Source organism: Streptomyces sp. CMB-StM0423, from assembly GCF_002847285.1.
Classification (GTDB): Bacteria; Actinomycetota; Actinomycetes; order Streptomycetales; family Streptomycetaceae; genus Streptomyces.
The window spans coordinates 3,687,246-3,705,611 of sequence record NZ_CP025407.1 but is presented as its reverse complement, the minus strand read 5'-3'; the positions used below and the strand labels follow the sequence as shown (position 1 = coordinate 3,705,611).

General features: G+C 73.5%; 17 protein-coding genes. 13 read left to right on the top strand and 4 right to left on the bottom strand.

The features are described from left to right. Positions 1-60 precede the first annotated feature (60 nt). A complete protein-coding gene (locus tag CXR04_RS15925; protein WP_442802459.1) occupies positions 61-1,305 on the bottom strand; it encodes an SAM-dependent methyltransferase in 1,245 nt (414 codons plus the stop codon). 94 nt (positions 1,306-1,399) lie between these two features. On the opposite strand from CXR04_RS15925, the gene CXR04_RS15920 reads away from it, so the two are divergent. Together CXR04_RS15920 and CXR04_RS15915 are read left to right on the top strand one after the other, a co-directional pair. After that, positions 1,400-2,629, top strand: coding sequence for a sensor histidine kinase (locus CXR04_RS15920; RefSeq protein ID WP_101426400.1), 1,230 nt, complete (start codon positions 1,400-1,402; stop codon positions 2,627-2,629). 105 nt (positions 2,630-2,734) lie between these two features. Continuing rightward, a complete protein-coding gene (locus CXR04_RS15915) occupies positions 2,735-3,409 on the top strand; it encodes a response regulator (RefSeq protein ID WP_101422959.1) in 675 nt (224 codons plus the stop codon). 216 nt (positions 3,410-3,625) lie between these two features. Here the strand turns inward: CXR04_RS15915 and CXR04_RS15910 are convergent, their stop codons facing one another. After that, positions 3,626-4,714 (bottom strand): DUF5937 family protein, encoded by a 1,089-nt coding sequence (locus CXR04_RS15910; protein ID WP_101422957.1) that lies wholly within the window; start codon positions 4,712-4,714, stop codon positions 3,626-3,628. A 106-nt stretch (positions 4,715-4,820) separates the two neighbouring features. Further along, positions 4,821-6,080: a threonine aldolase family protein gene (locus CXR04_RS15905; RefSeq protein WP_101422955.1), complete on the bottom strand. Its 1,260-nt coding sequence runs from the start codon at positions 6,078-6,080 to the stop codon at positions 4,821-4,823. Positions 6,081-6,318: 238 nt separating this feature from the next. Between CXR04_RS15905 and CXR04_RS15900 the strand changes: the two genes are divergently transcribed. The 10 genes from CXR04_RS15900 to CXR04_RS15860 all read left to right on the top strand — a co-directional run bounded on the left by CXR04_RS15900 (position 6,319) and on the right by CXR04_RS15860 (position 14,577). Further along, positions 6,319-7,227, top strand: a complete 909-nt coding sequence (locus tag CXR04_RS15900; RefSeq protein ID WP_101422953.1) for a Rossmann-like and DUF2520 domain-containing protein — start codon at positions 6,319-6,321, stop codon at positions 7,225-7,227. A 12-nt stretch (positions 7,228-7,239) separates the two neighbouring features. Further along, positions 7,240-8,190 carry a pantoate--beta-alanine ligase gene (panC, locus tag CXR04_RS15895; protein ID WP_199850469.1) on the top strand — a complete coding sequence of 317 codons (951 nt, stop codon included), beginning with the start codon at positions 7,240-7,242 and terminating at the stop codon, positions 8,188-8,190. Further along, a complete protein-coding gene (locus tag CXR04_RS15890; RefSeq protein ID WP_101422950.1) occupies positions 8,187-9,908 on the top strand; it encodes an L-aspartate oxidase in 1,722 nt (573 codons plus the stop codon). Before panC ends, CXR04_RS15890 begins: the two co-directional genes overlap by 4 nt. 32 nt (positions 9,909-9,940) lie before the next feature. Further along, a complete protein-coding gene (gene nadC, locus CXR04_RS15885) occupies positions 9,941-10,963 on the top strand; it encodes a carboxylating nicotinate-nucleotide diphosphorylase (protein WP_101422947.1) in 1,023 nt (340 codons plus the stop codon). Continuing rightward, positions 10,964-11,761, top strand: a complete 798-nt coding sequence (locus CXR04_RS15880) for a type III pantothenate kinase (protein ID WP_101422945.1) — start codon at positions 10,964-10,966, stop codon at positions 11,759-11,761. Between the two features lie 89 nt (positions 11,762-11,850). Then, a complete protein-coding gene (locus CXR04_RS15875) occupies positions 11,851-12,702 on the top strand; it encodes a hypothetical protein (RefSeq protein ID WP_234380256.1) in 852 nt (283 codons plus the stop codon). Between the two features lie 196 nt (positions 12,703-12,898). Beyond that, positions 12,899-13,069: a hypothetical protein gene (locus CXR04_RS35250; RefSeq protein ID WP_164716039.1), complete on the top strand. Its 171-nt coding sequence runs from the start codon at positions 12,899-12,901 to the stop codon at positions 13,067-13,069. Between the two features lie 122 nt (positions 13,070-13,191). Further along, positions 13,192-13,596: a BlaI/MecI/CopY family transcriptional regulator gene (locus CXR04_RS15870; RefSeq protein WP_101422940.1), complete on the top strand. Its 405-nt coding sequence runs from the start codon at positions 13,192-13,194 to the stop codon at positions 13,594-13,596. Positions 13,597-13,611: 15 nt separating this feature from the next. After that, entirely contained in the window at positions 13,612-14,130 is a 519-nt protein-coding gene (locus CXR04_RS15865; protein ID WP_047017129.1) for an amino-acid N-acetyltransferase, read from the top strand. A gap of 120 nt (positions 14,131-14,250) precedes the next feature. Beyond that, positions 14,251-14,577, top strand: coding sequence for a histone-like nucleoid-structuring protein Lsr2 (locus tag CXR04_RS15860; RefSeq protein WP_018839280.1), 327 nt, complete (start codon positions 14,251-14,253; stop codon positions 14,575-14,577). Here CXR04_RS15860 and CXR04_RS35245 read toward each other — a convergent pair. After that, on the bottom strand, positions 14,516-15,253 hold the full coding sequence (locus CXR04_RS35245; protein ID WP_199850468.1) for a hypothetical protein: 738 nt from the start codon (positions 15,251-15,253) through the stop codon (positions 14,516-14,518). The two genes, CXR04_RS15860 and CXR04_RS35245, sit on opposite strands and share 62 nt — an antisense overlap. A 452-nt stretch (positions 15,254-15,705) precedes the next feature. Here CXR04_RS35245 and CXR04_RS15845 point away from each other — a divergent pair, with 452 nt between their 5' ends. After that, positions 15,706-18,234, top strand: a complete 2,529-nt coding sequence (locus tag CXR04_RS15845) for an ATP-dependent Clp protease ATP-binding subunit (protein WP_018839279.1) — start codon at positions 15,706-15,708, stop codon at positions 18,232-18,234. Positions 18,235-18,366: the final 132 nt, after the last annotated feature.

Genomic DNA, 18,366 nt, shown 5'->3' with positions numbered 1-18,366 from the left:
GTACGGTACGGGCATGGGGCCGCGGAGCGGCGTCGGGCGGCCCGTACAGGGCCCGCGGCGTCAGGGGATGACCGGGGCGATGCCGACGTGGTGGGCCAGCCACGTGAAGCCCCCGAGCCCCGCGGGGTCGAGGAGCTCGGCCGCCTGCCCCGCGGTGGCGAGCCGCCGCAGGTAGCCGGCCGGGTCGGTCGACGCCAGGGCCAGCGGCGGCCGGCTCCCGTCGAGCCCGAGTCCCCGCAACGCCTCCCGCTGTGACATCAGCAACGGCGGCCTGCCCCGCTCCGGCGCTGCGCGGGACGGCGGGGCGTGGGGTGAGCCACCATCCGTCTCTGCGGGGTGCCGATCTGCGGGGTGCCGGGTAGGCCGCTCGCCGGGCCCGTCGCCGTCCTCCGGCTGCCCTGTGCCGCCCTTCCGGACCAGGCCGGCGGCCACCGCGTCCAGCGCCACGTGCGCCGTCACGTCGCAGCTTCCGTCCGGGACCGGCCTCACCTCCTGGCCGTCGCGGAACGCCGTCAGCGTGCCGTACGGCGGGCGGGTGGCCCGGGTGTGGGCGTAGTCCGCGGTCAGCGCCAAGCCGGCGGTCAGCGTCGTGACCGCCGCCGACCACACCGCGTCGCGCGGGGCGCCGATCTCCGCACGGCTGCCCGGCGGCGCACCCGCCAGCGGCCACCAGCGGCGCAGCCACTCCGCGTCCGCGCCGCCGACCTCCGCGCCCAGCCGCTCCGTGCCGTCCGCCGCGACCTCCACGTACCGCGGCGCACCCCCCTCGTCCGTCTCCGCGACCTCCACCGGCACGTTGTCCAGCCACTCGTTGGCGAACAGCAGCCCCCGCACCCCCTCCGGCGGCTGCGCCAGCCATGTGATCCGCGCGTCCAGCCCCCCCGGCCGCGGGCCGACCTCCACCGCGTACGGCCGCAGCCGCCCCGGTCCCTCGTACGCCGCCAGCACCCCCGTCAGCAGCTCTCCCCGCCCCGCCCCGACGTCCACCACGTCCAGCTCCGCCGGCCGTCCCAGTGCGATTGCCACCCGCCGCGCCAGCTCCGCCACCGCCGCCGCGAACAGCGGCGACGCGTGCACCGAGGTACGGAAGTGCGCCGCCGCCCCGGTGCCGGGCCCGCCCCGGCGGTAGAAGCCCTCCGGTCCGTACAGCGCCCGCCGCATCGCCTCCCGCCAGCGCAGCCGACCACCCGAGCCCCCGCCCGAGGCCGCCTCCCAGCCTCCGCCGGAGGCCGCCTCCCAGCCCGCCACAGGCCGAGCGCCCGGCTTCGCGCCCGCGGCCCACCCGCCCGTCCCACCGTTCTCCACAAGCGCATCCTCCACCCTGCGGAGTAGATGCATCAGCCAGGGATCGCCCCGCGGACTGACTCCCGCTTACGCGCGCGTGCCTACGCTGGGTGACGTGCAACGTGTCTACGATTTCCTCCGCCGTCATCCGACGCTGGTCGACAGCTTCTGGGCTGTCTGCCTCGTCCTGATGACCGGTGCCTGGCTGATCGCCGTGGACACGACCAATTCCGACGACAACCCGCACGCCCCCCTCAGCGACATCGCGAAGACGATCGCGCTGGTCATCGGCATCGGCTACGCCGCCGTCGTCGCCCTGCGCCGCCGCTATCCCGAGCGCATGCTGCTCGTCGCCGGAGCGCTCGGCGTCGTGCAGGTCGTGGTGGATTCGAGTCCCGGCCCGGCGAACTTCGCCATGCTCGTCGTCATCTTCACCGTCGCCGCAGGCGACGTGCCCTGGGCGTCGCGGCTGGCGCTCATCGGCGCCGCCGTCGCGCCCGTGGTCAACCAACTGCGGTGGCCGGCCGCCAGTGAGAACGTCTTCGAGCAGGCCGTCGGCCTCGCCTTCCTGACCGTCCCGTTCCTGCTCGCCTGGGTGCTCGGCGACTCGCTGCGCACCCGCCGCGCCTACTACGCGCAGCTTGAGGAACGGGCCGCCCGTCTGGAGCGGGAGCGGGAGACGCAGTCGCGGATCGCGGTCGCGGCGGAGCGCGCGCGGATAGCCCGCGAGCTGCACGACGTGGTGGCGCACAACGTCTCCGTCATGGTCGTGCAGGCGGACGGCGCCGCGTACGTGCTGGACAGCGCGCCGCAGCAGGCCAAGGAGGCGCTCACGACGATCTCCGGCACCGGCCGGCAGGCGCTGGCGGAGATGCGCCGGCTGCTCGGCGTGCTGCGCACCGGCGACCCGGGCGCGGGCGGCGAGTACGTGCCGCAGCCCGGTGTGGAGCAACTGGCGGAGCTGGTCGAGCAGGTGCGAGGGGCGGGGCTCACGGTCTCGTTCGAGGTGGCCGGCTCGCCGCGGGAGCTGCCGAGCAGCATCGAGCTCGCGGCGTACCGCATCGTGCAGGAGGCGCTGACCAACACCCGCAAGCACGGCGGCCCCGAGGCGGGCGCCGCGGTGCGGCTGACATACGCCGACGGCGAACTGCAGGTGCTGATCGAGGACGACGGCCGCGGTTCGCTGCCCGAGCTGTACGAGGAGGGCGGCGCCGACGGCCAGGGTCACGGGCTCATCGGCATGCGCGAGCGCGTGGGGATGACCGGCGGCGAGCTGGACGCGGGGCCGCGGCCCGGCGGCGGCTTCCGGGTACGTGCGGTGCTGCCGCTGAAGACGGCCGCCTGACCGGCCGCGCGACGGACTGCCCGGCGGGCGGCTTACCGTCGGACGCGTAAAGAGGCGGGAATCCGGGGCGGCCCACGCCGCCCCGATGAGAGAGAAGGGACTCACGTGACGATCCGGGTCATGCTCGTGGACGACCAGGCGCTGCTGCGCACCGGCTTCCGGATGGTGCTGGCGGCCCAGCCCGACATGGACGTCGTCGCGGAGGCCGGGGACGGTGACGAGGCGGTGCAGCTCCTCGCCGTCACGAAGGTGGACGTCGTGCTCATGGACGTACGCATGCCGCGCCTCGACGGCGTCGGGGCGACGCGGCGCATCTGCGCGGACAAGCCGGCGGAGGCGCCGCCGAAGGTGCTGATCCTGACCACCTTCGACCTCGACGAGTACGCCTTCTCCGCGCTGCAGGCGGGGGCGTCGGGCTTCATGCTCAAGGACGTGCCGCCCGGCGACCTGCTGAGCGCCATCCGGGCCGTGCACAGCGGCGACGCGGTCGTCGCCCCGAGCACGACGCGGCGGCTCATCGACCGGTTCACGGCCGTGATGCCCGCGCCGGCGGGGGAGCGGGCGCACCCGGAGCTGAAGCGGCTGACGGACCGGGAGCGCGAGGTGCTGCTGCTGATCGCGCAGGGGCTGTCGAACGGGGAGATCGCGGCGCAACTGGTGCTGTCGGAGGCGACGGTGAAGACACATGTGGGGCGGATCCTCACGAAGTTGGAGCTGCGGGACAGGGTGCAGGCGGTGGTCCTGGCATACGAGACGGGTCTGGTACGGGCCGGAGGCTGACGGGCGCACCGAAGCCGCCCGGGACGAGCCGGGGCCGGGTTCGGGTCCGAGTCCGGCGGGGTCGGGGCGGCTGACGGGCGTACGGGCACGAGGGCGACGGGCGCGACGGGCGCGGGCGTACGGGCATGCCGCAGGCACCGCCGGTCTCGCCGGCACCGGGACCCGCGTCCCGGAGCCGTCCGGCGCGCGGCGGACCGTGCGCGTCGCGGCGGCGACTCAGCGCAGCAGGCCCTCCAGCAGCGACCCGCCCAGGCGGGCGACCGCCGGCAGCGACAGCTCGTACTGCACGTACCGCCCACGGCGCCGCGTGACGACCAGCCCGGCCTTCTTCAGCACCGCCAGGTGCCGGGAGACCTCCGGCGCCGTCAACTGATGCACGGCGGCCAGCTCGCCCGTCGTCGTCGGCGTCCGCGAGATCGTGCGGCACAGCCGGAGCCGCACCGGGTGCGCGAGCGCTTCGAGCCGCAGTTGCAGCGTCTCCAGCGTCGGCGCCCGGGGCAGGTCCGGCGAGGGTATGGGGTACTGGATCACCGGCTGCCAGCCGGGCGCGTACACCACCAGCACGTGCGGCCAGCCGAACGCCGTCGGCAGGAAGGTCACGCTCTCGCTCGCGACCGCGCCGCCGCTGCTCAGCTTGTCCGCGACGATCCGGACCGAGCCGTCCTCGCCCTCGTCGAGCCGCAGGGCGCTCGACACGTCCGCCAGCGTCACGGCCAGGCCCTTGCGCCGCAGCAGGTCCGTCTTGTGCCGGGCGTCCGCCGCCAGCGAGTGGCGCACCTGCTCCCACGTCTCGTCGAAGAACGCCTGCGCGCAGTCCTCGAACAGCCGCCGCAGCCACACCCGCAGCCCGTCGGGGTCGGCGAGCATCCGCTCGACGAACGCCGCCTGCCGCGGCCCGCGGGCGGCCGCCCGCTCGACGGCGATCCGGCGGGTGGCCGGGTCGGTGAGCGGCGACGGGCTGCCGTACTGGTACGCCGGGTTGCAGACGATCTCGAACGCGGCGGTGACGAACCTTTCGTCCGGTATCCGGTCGAGCGCGTCCAACTCATCGGCGAGGGTCGCTCCCGGCACGGCGGGCAGCAGGATGTCGGCCCGCCCGGCGCTCCACAGGAACTCACCCTCGCTCAGCCGGTCCGCGAGCCCGGGGTCGAGTGCCGCGGCGGTCGCGGTCGTCCACTCGGCCGCCCCGGGGTGGTGCCCGGGCGCGGCGAGCGCGTGCAGCGCGGCGCCCAGCTCGGCGAGCGGGGAGGGCGTGAAGCCGATGCGCTCGACGGCCAGGCCGGTGATGTCGAGGGTGACGCTCATGAATCCATGGTCGGGTACGGGACTGACAGCGCCAGGGTCCTCGGGCCCTCATCCACGGCCGGGCAGTTGGACGGAGCCCGAGCGCCGGGCCCACATTCACTTGCGGTCAGTTGGACACCTCCGGGCCGGCGGGCTCCGGGCCGGAGGCCGCGGCCTCCGCGCCGGCACCTTCCGTCCCCGCAGCCCCTGCAGCCCCCGCAGCCTCTGGAGCCCCCGCGGTCCCAGCAGCCTCCACCCGCCGCGCCCGCTCCACCAGCGCGCCCGCCTCCCGCGCCACATCCTCTGCCGACCACGCCAGCCCCGGCTCCGTCACCGTGACCTCCGTCACCGACAGCCCCGGCGGGTCGCCCGGTTCCGTCCACATCCGGAACAGGCACGTCCCCGTCTCCTCCGCCAGCGCCGTCCCCGCGTCCATCAGCGCCTCCGCCCCGTACGGCAGCCAGACCTGGAACTGGTGCGTGTGCGGCACCCCGGGATGCACGCGGAAGAAGGGCACCCCCGCCGCCGCGAACCCCTCCCGCAGCGCCTCCGCGACGACCCGCGCATGCTCCACGTACGACGGCAGCCGCGGCAGCTCCCGCTGCAGTCCCTCCAGCGCGGTCAGCGCCGCCGGCCACTGCTGGAACACCTGGCCGCCGTACCGGTGCCGCCACGCCCGCGCCTCCTCCACGAACTCCGCGGGACCGGCCAGCGCCGCGCCGGACAGCCCGCCCAGCGACTTGTAGAACGAGACGTACACGCTGTCCGCGAGCCCAGCGATCTCCGCCAGCCCGCGCCCGAAGTGCGTCGTGCACTCCCACAGCCGGGCGCCGTCGAAGTGGACGACCGCCTCCCGCTCCCGCGCCGCCTCGACGACCTCCGCCAGCTCCTCCCACTCCGGCAGCACGAACCCCGGCTCGCGCATCGGCAGCTCCACCATCAGCGTGCCGAAGGGCTCGCCCAGCGCCCGTACCTCCGCCGCCGTCGCGGCCCGGGGGGCGCGCGTGGGGTGGACGGTGCGCAGCCCGGTGACCACCGCGTACGCCGACCGCTCGTGCACCTCCAGGTGGGCCAGCGGGTGCGAGGCGACGACGCGGCTGCCGGTGCGCTCCGCCCAGCAGCGCAGCGCGACCTGCTGCGCCATGGTGCCGGTGGGGAAGAACGCCGCGTCCTCGCAGCCGAGCAGCTCGGCGGTGCGCTCCTCCAGCTCGCCGACGATTCCGCCGGCGTAGACGTCGACCTGCTGGCCGAGGTCGACGCCGCCGGGCCGGGCGGTGGCGAGGCGGGCCAGGCGTGCGGAGATGGTGGGGAGGGAGGCCGAGAGGGTGTGCTCGGCCGCCGCCCACGTCGCGCGCCTACGGGTCATGAGGTCGTCCGCGTCCGTCATGGGCCCAGATCATGCCCGCAGCAGCACCCCCGCCACACCGGGTTTACGCACCGGCCGCCCCATCCGTGCGGGGCGGCACGCGCGCGCAGGGTCACGGGCCGCCCCGCCGAGCGCGTACGCGCGTAGGACGCATTCGTGCCCGTACACCGTGCTCAGACACACACCGGCGGCCGCCCCGGCCGCAAGTACCATGAACCCGTACGTCCGGTACCCGAAGCGGACTGGAACGGAAGGCGACGTGAACCCCAGCCCCACCCCCGAGCCGCAGGAGAAGCCTGCCCGGCTCGCCGTCGGCGTGGTCGGCGCCGGCCGGGTCGGCCCGCCGCTGGCCGCCGCGCTCGCGCTCGCGGGCCACCGCCCCGTCGCCGTGCACGCCGTCTCCGACGGCGCCCGCAGGCGGGCCGACGAGCTGCTGCCCGACGTGCCCGTCACCGGGCCCGCCGAGGTGCTGGCCCGCGCCGACCTCGTGCTGCTCACCGTGCCCGACGACGTGCTGCCCGGTCTCGTCGAGGGCCTGGCGAGCACCGGCGCCGTACGCCCCGGGCAACTGCTCGTGCACACCTCGGGACGGTACGGGGCCGCGGTGCTGGAGCCCGCCACGCGGGCGGGCGGGCTGCCGCTCGCGCTGCACCCCGCGATGACGTTCACCGGCACCGCCGTCGACGTCCAGCGCCTCGCCGGCTGCTCCTTCGGCGTCACCGCGCCGGGGGCGCTGCGGATGGCGGCGGAGGCCCTCGTCGTGGAGATGGGCGGGGAGCCGGAGTGGGTGGAGGAGGCGGCGAGGCCGCTGTACCACGCGGCGCTCGCCATCGGCGCCAACCACCTCGTCACGCTGGTCGCGCAGTCGATGGAGCTGCTGACCAAGGCAGGCGTCGGCGCCCCCGACCGGATGCTGGGCCCGCTGCTCGGCGCCGCCCTCGACAACGCGCTGCGCAGCGGCGACGCCGCGCTCACCGGGCCGGTCGCGCGCGGCGACGCGGGCACCGTGGCGGCGCACATCGCGGAGCTGCGCGTGCACGCCCCGCAGGCCGTGCCGGCGTACGTCGCGATGGCCCGGGCGACGGCGGACCGTGCGCTGGCGGGCGGGCTGCTCAAGCCGGAGCTGGCCGAGGACCTGCTCGGGGTCCTCGCCGACGGAGGACGCTGAGGGACGGCGACGATGACCGCTCTACTCGTACACCAGGCCGCGGATCTGCCGGAGCCGCCGGGGGCGCATGAGCCCCCGGAAGCGCCCGGTGCCGCGCCCGAACGCCCGGCGCGCGCCGTGGTGATGACCATGGGCGCGCTGCATGAGGGCCACTCCGCCCTCGTCCGCGCCGCCCGCGCCGAAGTCGGCCCGCACGGGCAGGTCGTGGTCACCGTCTTCGTCAACCCACTGCAGTTCGGCCCCGGCGAGGACCTGGACCGCTACCCCCGCACCCTCGACGCCGACGTCCTCCTCGCGGGCAAGGAGGGCGCGGACGTCGTCTACGCCCCGTCCGCCGACGAGGTCTATCCGGGCGGCGAGCCGCACGTGCGCGTCAGCGCCGGGCCGATGGGGGAGCGGCTGGAGGGCGCGTTCCGCCCGGGGCACTTCGACGGCGTGCTGACCGTCGTCGCCAAACTGCTGCATCTCACGCGGCCGGACGTGGCGCTGTACGGGCAGAAGGACGCCCAGCAACTCGCCCTGATCACGCGGATGGTGCGCGACCTGAACTTCCCGGTACGGATCCTCGGCGTGCCGACCGTACGCGAGCCGGACGGGCTGGCCCTGTCCAGCCGCAACGTGTACCTCTCCGCGCCGGAGCGCAGCACCGCGCTCGCGCTGTCCCGCGCGCTGTTCGCGGCGCGCGCCGCGGCGGGCGCTGCGGGCACCCCGCGGGAAGCGCTGACCGCGGCACAGACCGTGCTGCACGACGCGGGGGCGCTGACGCCCCCGCTGGAGCTGGACTACGCCGCCCTGGTGGACCCCGCGGACTTCACCCCCGTCACGGACGCCATGGCAGAGGGCGGGACCGCTGCGCCACAGAAAGACGGCACCGCCCACGAGGCCATCCTCGCCGTCGCCGCCAAGGTCGGTGCCACCCGCCTCATCGACAACATCCGCCTCACCTTCGGAGGTGCCAGATGACCGCGATACGGCTCGGCGCCCCGGCCCCCGGCTGGGTGCTGGACACCGACGTCGTCGTGGTCGGCTCCGGCGTCGCCGGCCTCACCGCCGCGCTGCGCTGCGCCGAGGCGGGCCTGCGGGTCGCCGTCGTCACCAAGGCCAACCTCGACGACGGCTCCACCCGCTGGGCCCAGGGCGGCATCGCCGCCGCCCTCGGCGACGGCGACAGCCCCGAGCAGCACCTCGCCGACACCCTCGTCGCCGGCGCCGGGCTGTGCGACGAGGACGCCGTACGCACCCTCGTCACCGAGGGTCCCGCCGCCGTACGCCGCCTCATCGCCACCGGCGCCGCCTTCGACACCGACCCCGTCACCGGCGCCATCGAGCTGACCCGCGAGGGCGGCCACCACCGCCGCCGCATCGCCCATGCAGGCGGCGACGCGACCGGCGCGGAGGTCTCCCGCGCGCTGGTCGAGGCGGTGCGCGAGGCGGGCATCGAGACCGTCGAGCACGCGCTCGTACTCGACCTGATCAAGGACGCGGAAGGACGCGCCGCCGGCGTCACGTTGCACGTCATGGGCGAGGGCGCGCGCGACGGCGTGGGCGCCGTGCACGCCCCCGCCGTGGTGCTCGCCACCGGCGGCATGGGCCAGGTCTTCTCCGCGACCACCAACCCGGCGGTCTCCACCGGCGACGGCGTCGCGCTCGCGCTCCGCGCCGGCGCCGAGGTGTCGGACCTGGAGTTCGTGCAGTTCCACCCGACGGTGATGTTCCTGGGCCCGGACGCCGCGGGCCAGCAGCCGCTGGTCTCCGAGGCGGTACGGGGCGAGGGCGCCCACCTCGTCGACGCCGACGGCGTGCGGTTCATGGTGGGGCAGCACGAGCTGGCGGAGCTGGCCCCGCGCGACATCGTGGCCAAGGGCATCACGCGGCGCATGCGCGAGCAGGGCGCCGACCACATGTACCTCGACGGGCGGCACTTCGGCGCAGAGATGTGGAAGACGCGCTTCCCGACGATCTTCGCGGCCTGCCGCGCCCACGGCTTCGACCCCGTCCACGGCCTGGTCCCCGTCGCCCCCGCGGCCCACTACGCCTCCGGCGGCGTCGTCACGGACCTGCGCGGCCACACGAGCGTCCCGGGCCTGTACGCGTGCGGTGAGGTGGCCTGCACCGGCGTGCACGGCGCGAACCGGCTGGCGTCCAACTCCCTTCTGGAGGGCCTGGTCTTCGCCGAGCGCATCGCGGCGGACGTCGCGGCCGCGCTCGTACGGGCGGAACCGGCCGCGCCGGAGGAGAAGAGCCCACCCCGGGAGATCCCCCTCCTGCCCCAGGACGCGCGGACGGACATCCAGCGCGTCATGACCGCGGGCGCCGGAGTCCTGCGCTCCGCCGCCAGCCTGGACCAGGCCGCATCCGCCCTGCGCGCGATACGCGACACCGCGCGCCCCGCGCCCGCGGCGCCGTGCGTGGAGACCTGGGAGGCGACCAACCTGCTGCTCGTCGCGCAGGTCCTCGTCGAGTGCGCCAGGCGCCGCGCCGAGACCCGCGGCTCGCACTGGCGCGAGGACCACGCGGACCGCGACGACGCCCGCTGGGCCCGTCACTTCCTCGTCACCCTCACCTCCGATCCCGTACGCCCCGGCAGCCCTGCGGACCCCGTACGCCCCGAAGACCCCGCACACCCCGCACTCGCCGTCCGGACCACGGCCGGCACCGCCTTCCACCGGGAGACCCCGTGAGCAGCACCCCTGAGCCCCACCGACCCCAGCCCGTGGAGCTGACGCTCCTGCCCCTCGGCGGCCCGGACACCGGCGCCGGCGCAGGGGGCTGCGGCGACGCCTGCGGCTGCGGGGCAGGCGACGGTGCTGCCGAAGCGGAGTACGGCCACGACCCCCTGGAGTGCGGCCTCGACCCGGGTCTCGCCCAGCTCCTCCTCGACGGGGGCCTCGACCCCGTCTACGTCGAGGACGTCGCCCACCTCGCCGTCGAGGAGGACCTCGACCACGGCGTGGACGTGACGACCGTCGCCACCGTCCCCGAAGACGCCGTGGCCACCGGCGACTTCACCGCCCGCGAGGCCGGCGTCGTCGCCGGCCTGCGCGTCACCGAGGCGGTGCTGTCCGTCGTCTGCACCGACGACATGGAAGTCGAACGGCACGCGGAGGACGGCGACCTCGTCGCGGCCGGACAGCCGCTGCTGACGGTCCGTACCCGCACCCGCGACCTCCTTACCGCCGAACGCAGCGCGCTCAACCTCCTTTGCCGCATGTCCGGAATCGCCACCTCCACCCGCGCCTGGGCCGACGCCCTGGAGGGCACAAAGGCGAAGGTCCGCGACACCCGCAAGACGACGCCGGGACTCCGCGCGCTGGAGAAGTACGCGGTGCGTTGCGGCGGCGGTGTCAACCACCGCATGTCCCTGTCGGACGCGGCGCTGGTCAAGGACAACCACGTCGTGGCGGCGGGCGGCCTGGCCGAGGCGTTCCGGCTGGTCCGGGCCGAGTTCCCCGACCTGGACGTGGAGGTGGAGGCGGACACCCTGCACCAGGTGCGCGAGGCCGTCGACGCGGGCGCCGACCTCATCCTGCTGGACAACTTCACGCCCGTGGAGACCGAGGAGGCCGTCGCGCTGGTCGCCGGCCGCGCCCGGCTGGAGTCCTCCGGGCGGCTCACGCTCGACAACGCGCGCGCGTACGCGGAGACGGGCGTCGACTACCTGGCCGTAGGGGCGCTCACCCACTCCACCCCCATCCTCGACATCGGCCTCGACCTGCGCGAGGAGGGCGACGGCTAGATGCTCCTCACCATCGACGTCGGGAACACCCACACCGTCCTCGGCCTCTTCGACGGCGAGGAGATCGTCGAGCACTGGCGCATCTCCACCGACGCGCGCCGCACCGCCGACGAACTCGCGGTGCTGCTCCAGGGTCTGATGGGGATGCACCCGCTGCTCGGCGAGGAGCTGGGCGACGGCATCCACGGCATCGCCATCTGCTCGACCGTCCCCTCGGTGCTGCACGAACTGCGCGAGGTCACCCGCCGCTACTACGGCGACGTCCCCTCCGTGCTCGTCGAGCCGGGGGTGAAGACGGGCGTCCCCGTCCTGATGGACAACCCCAAGGAAGTCGGCGCCGACCGCATCATCAACGCCCTGGCGGCGGCCGAGCTGTACGGCGGCCCGGCCATCGTCGTCGACTTCGGCACGGCGACGACGTTCGACGCGGTCAGCGAGCGCGGCGAGTACGTCGGCGGGGTCATCGCGCCGGGCATCGAGATCTCGACGGAGGCGCTGGGCGTACGCGGCGCGCAGTTGCGCAAGATCGAACTGGCCCGGCCGCGTTCGGTGATCGGCAAGAACACGGTCGAGGCGATGCAGTCCGGCATCCTCTACGGGTTCGCGGGACAGGTCGACGGCGTGGTCAACCGGATGGCGGCGGAGCTGGCCGACGACCCGGACGAGGTCACCGTCATCGCGACCGGCGGGCTGGCGCCGATGATGCTCGCCGACTCCTCGGTGATCGACGAGCACGAGCCGTGGCTGACGCTGATCGGCCTCCGCCTGGTCTACGAGCGGAACGTCTCGACCACCTGACGGGTGCGCGGCGGCGGCCCGCCCCGTGGCGAGAGCCCGTTCCGCGCGCCTTCGCGGCATGAGCCCCATTCAGGGCCTAAAGTCGGATTATGCCTACGCCATACGGTTCCCGAGGCGGTGTGGCGCTCAGCGCCGACGAGCTCCGCGTCGTGCGTGACGCGCTGGCCATCGCCATCGAGTCGAGTTGGGGCCTGCCCAGGCCCGCCAGGGGTGACGGAACGGAGCCGGCCGCTGCGCGGGCGGTCCCGCGCGGTGCCGTCGTACGGGACTGCACGGAGCTGGCCGCGGCGTTGGACGAGGCGGCGGCCGAGGCGGACCGGATGCGCCTGTTCCGTAACGCCGACCTGGCCCGCTACCGCGCCGCGCTCCCCGGCAGCGCCTCCGGCTACGCGGAGCTGCTGCACGACGCGCTGGCCGCCGGCTACGTACCCGGGCAGGCCGACATCGCCGCGCTGCGCGCCCTGTGCGACGAGCCGGCGGACTCGGGCGTGGCGGAGCGCCGGTGGCGGCTGCTGCGGCGCTGCGCGGCGCTGACGGCCGCCCAGGTGCCGCCCCGCCGCCGCCCGGAGGAGCCGGCCACTCAGGTGCCGACGGCCACGGCCACCACGGCTACGACCGTGACGGCCCCGGCAGCCCCCTCGGTGCCGGAGCCCCCGCCCATGCGCTCCCCGCTCCTCCCGCGCCCCGCGCTGCGCGCCCTGCCCGGCGGCAGGGCACCCCGGGCGGCGCAGGGCTCCGAGGAGTCGGAGCCCGCCCCGGCCCGGCAGCCGCGCAAGCCCGGCGAGCAGCCGCAGCGCCCGCCCCGCGAGAACCCCCCGGACCGGCAGCCCGCGACCCCGAACCGGCCGGTGCCCACCCCCGCCGAGGTCTTCCCGCCCCGCCGCCGCCCCGCCCGCCCCCCGGAGCACCTGCTACGCCCGCACGCGGCCCGTACGGCCTGACCCCCGCCCGTACGGCCTGCGTCCCCGTAGCGCCCGACCTCCGCCCCTGTACGCCCTGACCTCCGTCCCCGCACGCCCCGGCCCCCGGCGCACCTCCACCCCTCCCGCAAGCCCGCCGCCCCCGCCGGGCTACGCTGGAGGCCGCGGCACCTCCGCGGCGCCCGCGCCCAGTAGCCCGCAACGATGGATGGCTCTCATGGATTACCTCTCCGCGCTGCTTCCGTCGACCGTCATGGCCATCGCCTTCACCGTGATGATCGTGACGATCGTCAAGAACCAGGGCGGCCCCAACAAGGCCAAGGAAGACGCCGCCGTCGACGCCGCATTCGCGCAGGCGGAAGCGGCGAAGCAGAAGTCGGCCGAGTAACGCGGCGCAGCCCCCTAACGCCGGCGGCGGGCGCGCCTCCGCCGCCCGAATCGCCACGCCCGCCGCTCCCTTCCGCGTCCCAATCGCCCCATTGTTCACGCTCCTGCGGGTATTGTGCTGGCGTGGTCCGGCCATTGGGAGAGCTCGAAGACGCGGTCATGACCCGGGTGTGGGAGTGGAACCGCCCGGTCACGGTCAGGGAAGTGCTGGAAGACCTCCAGCAGCAACGCTCTCTCGCGTACACCACCGTCATGACCGTAATGGACAACCTCCACCAGAAGGGCTGGCTGCGGCGCGCCCCCGAAGGCCGCGCCTATCGATATGAAGCGGTCTCCACCCGGGCCGCCTACTCCGCCGCACTCATGAACGAGGCGTGGGCCGCCAGCGACAATCCAGCGGCCGCCCTTGTCGCGTTCTTCGGCATGATGTCGCCGGGCCAGGTCGACGCCCTGCGCGATGCGCTACGCGTCGTGTCGCTGGACTCACCCGGTGACACCGAAGCCGCTGACGGCGAAGCAAGCGCGTGACGATAGCGTCATGCCATGCCCAGCGATTCTTACGGGGTCACGATCCGGCGTGCCCGCACCTCGGATGTGCGGGCCATCCGGCGGCTGCTCGACCCCTACGTGCACCGTGACATCCTTCTCGACAAAGCCACCGTGACGCTTTACGAGGACATCCAGGAGTTCTGGGTCGCCGAGCGGGACACGGACGCCGCCGTGGTCGGCTGCGGGGCGCTGCACGTGATGTGGGAGGACCTCGCCGAGGTGCGTACGCTGGCCGTGGATCCGGCCCGCAAGGGCACCGGCATCGGCCACCAACTCCTCGACAAGTTGTTGCACACCGCCCGCTGGCTCGGTGTCAGCCGTATTTTCTGCCTCACGTTCGAAGTCGACTTCTTCGCCAAGCACGGCTTCGTCGAGATCGGTGAGACTCCGGTGGACCAGGACGTCTACAGTGAGCTACTGCGCTCGTATGACGAGGGCGTTGCCGAGTTCCTGGACCTGGAGCGGGTGAAGCCCAACACCCTCGGCAACAGCAGGATGCTGCTGCATCTGTGACGGCGCTATGTCCGAATCGCGCGGATATTGTTGAGCGAGTTCTCCGGCAGGGTTTGAGTTTTTCGCTGAAAAGCGGTTTGCTTTCGCCAGCACACATTGTTCCGATGAAAGGGAAGCCCGGTGGCTCAGAAGGTACAGGTCCTTCTCGTCGATGATCTCGATGGCGGTGAGGCCGACGAGACCGTGACGTTCGCTCTTGACGGCAAGTCCTACGAGATCGACCTCACGACTGCCAACGCGGAAAAGCTGCGCACCGCTCTGGAGCAGTACGTGAAGAGCGGCCGCAGGACCGGGGGCCGCGCCACGAAGCGTTCTCGCGGCGGGGCGTCCGGCAGCCAGGACACGGCGAAGATCCGCGCGTGGGCGAAGGAGCAGGGTTACGAGGTCAGCGAGCGTGGCCGTGTTCCGGCGAACATCCGCGAGGCATACGAAAAGGCGAACGGCTGACGTCCAGGGCGAGGCGGTGGCAGGCCGTCGCCGCCGCGCTCACCAGCCGTACCAGATCCGGCCGGTCCGCAACCCGGTTCCGTGCCGTCACGGCATCGCCGTCCGCGTAACCCCTGTCCCCATCCATTTCGACAGCATCGCGGCCGGCTTCTTCGACGCCATCGGCGTCATCTCCTACGCCATCCCCATCCACGACTCCGCCCCCGCGGCCGGCGCCCGTGCCCACGGGCAGCCGCACCGCGGGGAGCCGCGCCAGCGCCGCCCGGCCGGGCGGGCGCAGCCACAGCGTCGGCGGCCAGTTCCTTACCGCCGCCGGCGCCGCGCTCAGATCCAGTGGGATGCCGCCCCACTCCAGCCAGTCCAGCAGGCCCGGCAGCTCCGCCGCGCCGCCCTCGGCGATCAGGAAGCGCATCCGGCCGCCGGCCAGCCCCACGGGCCCCGTGGCCGGCCGCCGGCGCAGCACGGCCCAGCCGGCCTCCGAGGGCATCTCCAGTACGTCGCAGCGCAGCGCCCCGGCCGGCAGCACACCGGCTGAAGGAGCCTGCCCGGCCGCCTCGCCGACCCCTTCCCCGGCCGTCTCCGCGCCCGGTCCTTTCCGGCCGCGGACGCCGCTTCCGCCCACCGGGGCGGGCCTGCCCTGCGGGCCGGTCTGGCGCGGGATCACGGGGCCGGTCACACCGTGAGCAACGGGGTCGCACCCGCGTTGGTTACGACATGTGTCATCCCGGTCGCATAGCGCGCTTCTTCTTCCCCCGCACCAGCGTCCACAGACGTTCCACCGTGTTCGCCGTCAGCGCAGTGAAGAGGCCGGAAAATCTGATGGCACGGCCCATGGCGCGGGTAAGACTTGGCTAGTGGTGCTGGTGAGAGCGGTGGCTTCGGCAGGGTTCGGCGGCGGCGTTCGCCATGGGCGTAGCGGCATTGAGAGTATTCGCCTGGCCTGCGGGAACATCGTCTCGCACCATCGGGTTGGAGCAGTAGCCGGATGCCCGGTGCAGGAGACTGACGGAGTCAGCGTCCGGGTGTCGGCAGTTGGAATGAGCGGTCCCCGCTTGCGGGACTAAGCTGCGGAAGGACAGGGAGGGGAACGTCCCCGATCTGCCTGACCGCTCTGAGGAGCGATTAACGATGTTCGAGAGGTTCACCGACCGCGCGCGGCGGGTTGTCGTCCTGGCTCAGGAAGAAGCCCGGATGCTCAACCACAACTACATCGGCACCGAGCACATCCTCCTGGGCCTGATCCACGAGGGTGAGGGTGTCGCCGCAAAGGCCCTGGAGAGCCTCGGGATCTCGCTCGAGGCGGTCCGCCAGCAGGTGGAGGAGATCATCGGCCAGGGCCAGCAGGCCCCGTCCGGCCACATCCCCTTCACCCCCCGGGCGAAGAAGGTCCTGGAGCTGTCGCTCCGCGAGGCCCTTCAGCTCGGGCACAACTACATCGGTACGGAGCACATCCTGCTCGGCCTCATCCGCGAGGGCGAGGGCGTCGCCGCCCAGGTCCTCGTGAAGTTGGGCGCCGACCTGAACCGGGTGCGGCAGCAGGTCATCCAGTTGCTCTCCGGCTACCAGGGCGGCAAGGAGACCGCCACGGCCGGCGGCCCCGCCGAGGGCACGCCGTCGACGTCCCTGGTGCTCGACCAGTTCGGCCGGAACCTCACGCAGGCCGCCCGCGAGTCCAAGCTCGACCCGGTCATCGGGCGCGAGAAGGAGATCGAGCGGGTCATGCAGGTGCTGTCCCGCCGGACGAAGAACAACCCCGTCCTCATCGGCGAGCCCGGCGTCGGCAAGACCGCCGTCGTCGAGGGCCTGGCGCAGGCCATCGTCAAGGGCGAGGTGCCCGAGACGCTGAAGGACAAGCACCTCTACACCCTGGACCTCGGCGCCCTGGTCGCGGGCTCCCGCTACCGCGGTGACTTCGAGGAGCGCCTGAAGAAGGTGCTCAAGGAGATCCGCACCCGCGGCGACATCATCCTGTTCATCGACGAGCTGCACACCCTGGTGGGCGCGGGGGCCGCCGAGGGCGCGATCGACGCGGCGAGCATCCTCAAGCCGATGCTGGCCCGCGGCGAGCTGCAGACCATCGGCGCCACCACGCTCGACGAGTACCGCAAGCACCTGGAGAAGGACGCGGCCCTGGAGCGCCGCTTCCAGCCGATCCAGGTCGCGGAGCCGTCGCTGCAGCACACCATCGAGATCCTCAAGGGTCTGCGCGACCGGTACGAGGCGCACCACCGGGTGTCCATCACGGACGCCGCGCTGGTCGCCGCGGCCCAGCTCGCCGACCGGTACATCTCCGACCGCTTCCTGCCGGACAAGGCGATCGACCTGATCGACGAGGCGGGCTCGCGGATGCGCATCCGCCGGATGACCGCGCCGCCGGACCTGCGGGAGTTCGACGAGAAGATCGCCGACGTGCGGCGCGAGAAGGAGTCCGCGATCGACTCGCAGGACTTCGAGCTGGCCGCCGGGCTGCGCGACAAGGAGAAGCAGCTCCTGGCGCAGAAGGCGCAGCGGGAGAAGGAGTGGAAGGCCGGCGACATGGACGTCGTGGCCGAGGTGGACGAGGAGCTCATCGCCGAGGTCCTGGCCACCGCCACCGGCATCCCGGTCTTCAAGCTGACCGAGGAGGAGTCCTCGCGGCTGCTGCGCATGGAGGACGAGCTGCACAAGCGCGTCATCGGGCAGGAGGACGCCATCAAGGCGCTCTCCCAGGCCATCCGGCGTACGCGGGCGGGCCTCAAGGACCCGAAGCGCCCCGGCGGTTCGTTCATCTTCGCCGGCCCGTCCGGCGTCGGTAAGACGGAGCTGTCGAAGACGCTGGCGGAGTTCCTCTTCGGTGACGAGGACGCGCTCATCCAGCTCGACATGTCGGAGTTCAGCGAGAAGCACACCGTCTCGCGGCTGTTCGGCTCCCCGCCCGGCTACGTCGGGTACGAGGAGGGCGGTCAGCTCACCGAGAAGGTGCGCCGGAAGCCGTTCTCCGTCGTCCTCTTCGACGAGGTCGAGAAGGCCCACCCGGACATCTTCAACTCGCTGCTGCAGATCCTGGAGGACGGTCGCCTGACCGACTCCCAGGGCCGGGTCGTGGACTTCAAGAACACGATCATCATCATGACGACCAACCTCGGCACCAAGGACATCTCCAAGGGCTTCGGCCTGGGGTTCGCCGCCGGGGGCGACGTCAAGACCGGCTACGAGCGGATGAAGTCCAAGGTCAGCGAGGAGCTCAAGCAGCACTTCCGGCCCGAGTTCCTCAACCGTGTGGACGACATCGTGGTCTTCCACCAGCTCACCAGGGACGACATCATCGAGATCGTCGACCTGCGGCTGGCCGAGCTGGACAACCGGCTCAAGGACCGCGACATGGCCATCGAGCTCTCCACCGAGGCCAAGGATCTGCTGTCCAAGCGGGGCTTCGACCCGGTGCTGGGCGCCCGGCCGCTGCGCCGCGCGATCCAGCGGGAGATCGAGGACGTGCTCTCGGAGAAGATCCTCTTCGGCGAGCTGCGCCCGGGCCACATCGTGGTGGTCGACACCGAGGGCGAGGGTGACGACGCGACGTTCACCTTCCGCGGCGAGGAGAAGTCGGCGCTGCCCGACGCCCCGCCGGTCGACGCCGCCGCAGGCGGCGCGGGCCCGAACCTGAGCAAGGAGGCGTGAGCCCGTAGCGGCTCGGCTTCCGACGCACGACACGGAGCCGCCCCGGACCGAGTGGTCCGGGGCGGCTCTGCGTGTACGTGCGGGGTGCGCCCGGGTGCGTACGGGAAGGAGGCGGCGAGACGGCGCGTACAA

What these genes read in the sequence shown, in the direction of transcription:
- CXR04_RS15910 (WP_101422957.1), bottom strand. Translation starts at nt 4,714, where the DNA reads ATGAGCGTCACCCTCGACATCACCGGCCTGGCCGTCGAGCGCATCGGC.
- CXR04_RS15905 (WP_101422955.1), bottom strand. Translation starts at nt 6,080, where the DNA reads ATGACGGACGCGGACGACCTCATGACCCGTAGGCGCGCGACGTGGGCG.
- panC (WP_199850469.1), top strand. Translation starts at nt 7,240, where the DNA reads ATGACCGCTCTACTCGTACACCAGGCCGCGGATCTGCCGGAGCCGCCG.
- CXR04_RS15890 (WP_101422950.1), top strand. Translation starts at nt 8,187, where the DNA reads ATGACCGCGATACGGCTCGGCGCCCCGGCCCCCGGCTGGGTGCTGGAC.
- CXR04_RS15880 (WP_101422945.1), top strand. Translation starts at nt 10,964, where the DNA reads ATGCTCCTCACCATCGACGTCGGGAACACCCACACCGTCCTCGGCCTC.
- CXR04_RS15875 (WP_234380256.1), top strand. Translation starts at nt 11,851, where the DNA reads ATGCCTACGCCATACGGTTCCCGAGGCGGTGTGGCGCTCAGCGCCGAC.
- CXR04_RS35250 (WP_164716039.1), top strand. Translation starts at nt 12,899, where the DNA reads ATGGATTACCTCTCCGCGCTGCTTCCGTCGACCGTCATGGCCATCGCC.
- CXR04_RS15865 (WP_047017129.1), top strand. Translation starts at nt 13,612, where the DNA reads ATGCCCAGCGATTCTTACGGGGTCACGATCCGGCGTGCCCGCACCTCG.
- CXR04_RS15845 (WP_018839279.1), top strand. Translation starts at nt 15,706, where the DNA reads ATGTTCGAGAGGTTCACCGACCGCGCGCGGCGGGTTGTCGTCCTGGCT.